The organism is Corallococcus llansteffanensis, assembly GCF_003612055.1.
Lineage (GTDB): Bacteria > Myxococcota > Myxococcia > Myxococcales > Myxococcaceae > Corallococcus > Corallococcus llansteffanensis.
Genome location: NZ_RAWB01000794.1, coordinates 1 through 3,546, shown reverse-complemented (window position 1 = coordinate 3,546; position 3,546 = coordinate 1). Strand labels below are relative to the sequence as shown.

The window sequence follows — 3,546 nt, the reverse complement described above, 5'->3', positions numbered from 1 at the left end:
GGACGGGCCTGGGCAGGCCCGCACGCTCGCGCGGGAGCGGGGCCCCGCCATGAACCCCTTCGCCTCGCCGACGGATTCGCTCGCGGACCTCGTGGAGGGACTGCGCGACGACATCACCCGGCGCTGGGTGGCGCGGGTGGGGGCGTCCTTCGGGGATGCACCCTCCGCCTTCCACGAACGGCTGCAGGGGCTGCACCGGCTGGTGGACGCGCTGGTCCTCCTCCTGCGCCAGAGCGTGGAGGATGACTGGGCCCTGGAGCCCGCCCGGGCGGAAGGCCGGGAGCTTGGCCGCAAGCGCTTCCAGTCCGGAGGTCGGGTGGAGACGCTGGTGGAGGAGTACGGCCTGCTGCGCGAGGTCCTCCTGGAGGCACTGGAGACCTCCCACCGCCCGCTGGAGCCGAAAGCGATGCGGGCGCTCTGGCGCGCGCTGGACGGCTCGCTGACGGAGGCGGTGGTCCACTACATCCGCGAGCACGAACAGGCGCTGCGGGCGCGGGAGCAGCGGCTGCAGACCATCCTCGACCATGCCCCGGCGGCCATCTACGCGAAGGACGCGCAGGGACGGTACCTCTTCATCAATCACCCCTTCGAGGTCATCTCCGGTCATGAGCGACAGGCCGTGCTGGGGCGCTCGGACCTGGAGCTGTTCCCCCGGGAGACGGCGGAGCGCTTCCTGGACAACGACCGGCAGGTGCTGGCGGCGCGCAAGTCGCTGGTGTTCGACGAACTGGTGCCCCAGTCCGACGGGCTCCACATCTACCACACGCTGAAGTTCCCCCTGCCCACCGTCGCGGGCGAGGATGCGTGGGCCGTGTGCGGCGTGTCCATGGACATCACCGCCACGCGCGTGCTGCGCCAGGAGCTGGACGAGGTCCGCGAGCAGCTCCAGCGCGTGCTCACCCAGCTCCCCGTCGTCCTGTGGGCCTTCGATGCGCAGGGCATGATCACCCTCTTCGAGGGCACGGGCGTGACGACCGGGCAGGCGCCCATCCTGGGGCGGCGCGGGAGCTCCGTGTTCGAGCTGTTCCGGGAACGGCGGGACGTGGTGGAGCTCATCCACCGCGCGCTCGCCGGGGAGCGTCTGTCGGCGGAGCTGTTCCTCTTCGGCGTCTGGTTCGAGGTCCGCTTCCTGCCGGTGTTCGGCCCGGGCGGGCGCGTGGTGAGCGTGTCGGGCGTGTCGCTGGACATCACCGAGCGCCGTCGGGCGGAGCAGGAGCTGCGCACCTCGGAGACGCGCTACCGGCTGGCCACGCTGGCCACCCGCGACCTCATCTGGGACTGGGACCTGGTCACGAATGAAATCAGCTGGAGCGAGCTGTCCGCGCACATCCTGAGGCTGGACACGTCCCGGGGCCTGCCTCGCATGAACATCGACTGGTGGACGAACAGCCTGCACCCCGAGGACCGCGAGCGCGTCAGCCGGGGAATCGAGGAGGCCATCCGCAGCCCGGAGGGCCACTGGCAGGCGGCGTACCGGCTGCGACGGGGCGACGGCACCTGGGCCTTCATCGAGGACCGGGGCCGCGTGGTGAAGGACCTGCGCGGCCAGCCGGTGCGCATGGTGGGCGCCATGCAGGACGTCACCGGCCGGCACGAGGCGGAGATGGAGGCGAAGCGGCGCGCGGAGTTCGAGCAGCTGCTCATCGGCATCGTCGGGCACGACCTGCGCAACCCCATCTCCGCCATCACCATGGCGGCCACGGTCCTGGCCCGGCGCGAGGACGCGGATCCGCGCGACCAGAAGGCCGTCGCCCGCATCCTCGCCAGCGCCGAGCGGGCCCGCCGCATGCTGCGCGACGTGCTGGACTTCACCCAGGCCCGGCTGGGCGGCGGCATCCCCATGACCCCCCTCGGGGTGGACCTGATGGAGCTGGTGCGCCAGGTGATGGACGAGGTGCAGCAGGCCCACCCCGACCGCCGGCTGGAGGTGGACCACCGGGGAGACGCCCACCTGACGTGCGACCCGGACCGGCTGGCGCAGGTCATCACCAACCTGGTGAACAACGCGCTCGCGTATGGGGATGCCGTCTGCCCGGTGCGCGTGAGGCTGCGCGGCCAGCCGGAAGGGGTGACGCTCACGGTGAACAACCAGGGGCGCCCCATTCCGCACGCCCTGCTGCCGCACCTGTTCGAACCCCTCAAGCGCGCGGAGGTCAGCGAGGGCAACCGCCTGGCGCACGGGCTGGGGCTGGGGCTGTTCATCGTGAAGCACATCGTGGACGCGCACGGGGGCCGCCTGCGCGTGCGCTCCACCGAGCAGGATGGCACCACGTTCCTCGTGCACCTGCCGCGTCACTCACCGCTGGAGGGCCGCGAGTGATCAGGCCCGGGAGCGCCAGACGAGCGCGCCCACGGCGGCCACCAGCACGGGCAGCACCCCGGCAGTGAGCAGCGCGCCGTGCGGCCCGGCCGTCTCCAGCATCGCGGCGACGAGGCCGCTGCCCAGGCTGAGGCCCAGCGCGAAGCAGGCGTTGGAGAGCGCGAAGCCCTCCGCCTGACGGCTCTCCGGGAGCTGGCGCTGCAGCAGCGTCGCCTGCATCGCCGCCTGGGGCGCCAGGAAGATGCCCGCCGCCGCCAGCGCGCCGCCCAGCGCCCAGAGGTCCGTCACCCGCGCCAGCGGCACGAGCAGCACGCCCCACAGCGCGAGGAACAGCATGCACCGGCGCAGGATGACGCCGTCCCCGGTGACGCGACCCTTCAGCGTGCTGGTGTACAGCAGTCCTCCCACGGCGCTCGCGGCGGACAGGAGCGCGGTGAGGCCACCCCAGGCCTCGGGGCGCGAGCCCACCTGGACGAGCCGGGGCGGCAGCGCGGCGTCCACCACGCCCCAGCTCACCCCGACCGCCAGCGATGACAGGTACAGCAGCCGGGGCAGCCCCTGGAAGAAGGGCGCGAGCGACGCCAGCGTCGCGGCCACCGGAGGCCCGGACGGGGGCTCGCGGTCCGGCAGGAAGAAGTTGAGCACCAGCGCCGAGAGCCCGGTCAGCGCGATGGCCGCCACGCCCAGGGTGGCGTGGGCCAGCGCGAGCACGCCCACCAGCGACGGGCCGAGGATCCACTGCACCTCCATCAGCACCGCGTCGATGGCGAACGCCGCCTCCAGCCGCGCCTTCGGCACCAGCGCGGGGAGGAGCGCGCGGTAGGCCGCGACCACCCCCGCGGGCACCACGCCGCCCACCACCGACAGCGGCAGCAGGACCCACAGCGAGGCCTGGAAGAAGCACGCGAGCGCGAGCGCGAGGAAGACCGCGGCCTGGGCGAGCAGCGGACCGCGCAGGCCGCCCGGCAGACGCCGACGGTCCAACGTCCGGCCCCGGAACGGCGCCGCCGCGGCCATGCCCAGGGCGTAGCCGCTGGCCATCCACGCGCCCTGCGAGAACGCGCCCGTGGCCTGCTCGCCGGCCAGCAGCAGCGCGAAGGGCGCCATCGTCCCGCCGAGCCGCGCGAACGAGCTGGCCATCACCCAGCGGCGCCAGCCAGGCTCGCCCCACAGCTCCCGCTGGGCCTGCCACGGGCCGGACAGCCCGCCGTCCGCCCCCAGTACCC

2 protein-coding genes are annotated in these 3,546 nt (G+C 73.5%); one reads left to right on the top strand and one right to left on the bottom strand.

Features of this window, described 5'->3' with window-relative positions:
• Positions 1-2,320 (top strand): PAS domain-containing protein (locus tag D7V93_RS40280; protein WP_244237802.1); only part of this gene is annotated, 2,320 nt, incomplete at its 5' end.
• On the opposite strand, the gene D7V93_RS40275 is transcribed toward D7V93_RS40280, so the two are convergent.
• Positions 2,321-3,546: MFS transporter (locus D7V93_RS40275; protein ID WP_147451597.1), on the bottom strand; the 1,226-nt coding region annotated here is incomplete at its 5' end.